Origin of the sequence: Cricetibacter osteomyelitidis (genome assembly GCF_004340985.1) — a bacterium.
GTDB lineage: Bacteria > Pseudomonadota > Gammaproteobacteria > Enterobacterales > Pasteurellaceae > Cricetibacter > Cricetibacter osteomyelitidis.
On sequence record NZ_SLYB01000061.1, the window covers coordinates 1 to 1097 of the forward strand.

General features: G+C 45.4%; 1 tRNA gene and 2 rRNA genes. All 3 read right to left on the bottom strand.

Annotated elements, in window-relative coordinates:
- A 23S ribosomal RNA gene (locus EDC44_RS13120) occupies nt 1-592 on the bottom strand; the annotation flags it as partial.
- A gap of 219 nt (nt 593-811) precedes the next feature.
- Nucleotides 812-887, bottom strand: a tRNA-Glu gene (locus EDC44_RS12905).
- A gap of 116 nt (nt 888-1003) precedes the next feature.
- A 16S ribosomal RNA gene (locus EDC44_RS12910) occupies nt 1004-1097 on the bottom strand; the annotation flags it as partial.

Below are 1097 nucleotides of genomic sequence, written 5' to 3' on the forward strand. Positions count from 1 at the left end.
TTTTTTTGACAAGATTACTTTTTGCCTCACCTAAAAATTCTAGGTGAGGGGCTCCCACTGCTTGTACGTACAGGGTTTCAGGTTCTATTTCACTCCCCTCGCCGGGGTTCTTTTCGCCTTTCCCTCACGGTACTGGTTCACTATCGGTCAATCAGGAGTATTTAGCCTTGGAGGATGGGCCCCCCTTCTTCAGACAGGATATCACGTGTCCCGCCCTACTTCTCTCAAACTTAGTACCACTACCAAACTTTCGGATACGGGATTATCACCCTCTACGATTCAACTTCCCAGTTGATTCTCCTAATTCGATGGCTATCATTTGATGGCTACTCCGCCTTCGCTCGCCGCTACTCACGGAATCTCGGTTGATTTCTTTTCCTCGGGGTACTTAGATGTTTCAGTTCTCCCGGTTTGCCTCATAAACCTATGAATTCAGTTTATGATACTAGGCTCTTCACCTAGTGGGTTTCCCCATTCGGACATCGTGGATTATTCGCCTCTTATCGACTCATCCACGCTTTTCGCAGATTAGCACGTCCTTCTTCGCCTCTGATTGCCTAGGCATCCGCCCTGTACGCTTAGTCACTTAACTATACAACCTCAAGGATTTTCCTATCAGTCAAATTAACAACTAATACTTAACCGCTTTTGTTCGGTTAAGATTTTCTTTTTCTCAGACTTTGATTCAGTTACCCTTCATCATTTCATCACGTATTCTGATACCTGATGACTGATTCCTGATAACTGAAACTCAGTTTTCAGCTTGTTTCCAAATTTTTAAAGAACATCGATAACAAAAGTCATCTTTAAATGGCGTCCCCACGGGGATTCGAACCCCGGTTACCGCCGTGAAAGGGCGATGTCCTAGGCCTCTAGACGATGGGGACTGCATTTAACGATGCTTTCCAAAGTGCGGTCAGTTTTTCTTAAACTTTACACTTCTGGCTTTCGCCTTTATCTTCATCAAACAATCTGTGTGAACACTTGCAACTTCATCCAATAGTAAGGAGGTGATCCAACCGCAGGTTCCCCTACGGTTACCTTGTTACGACTTCACCCCAGTCATGAATCATACCGTGGTGAACGCCCCCCTCTCG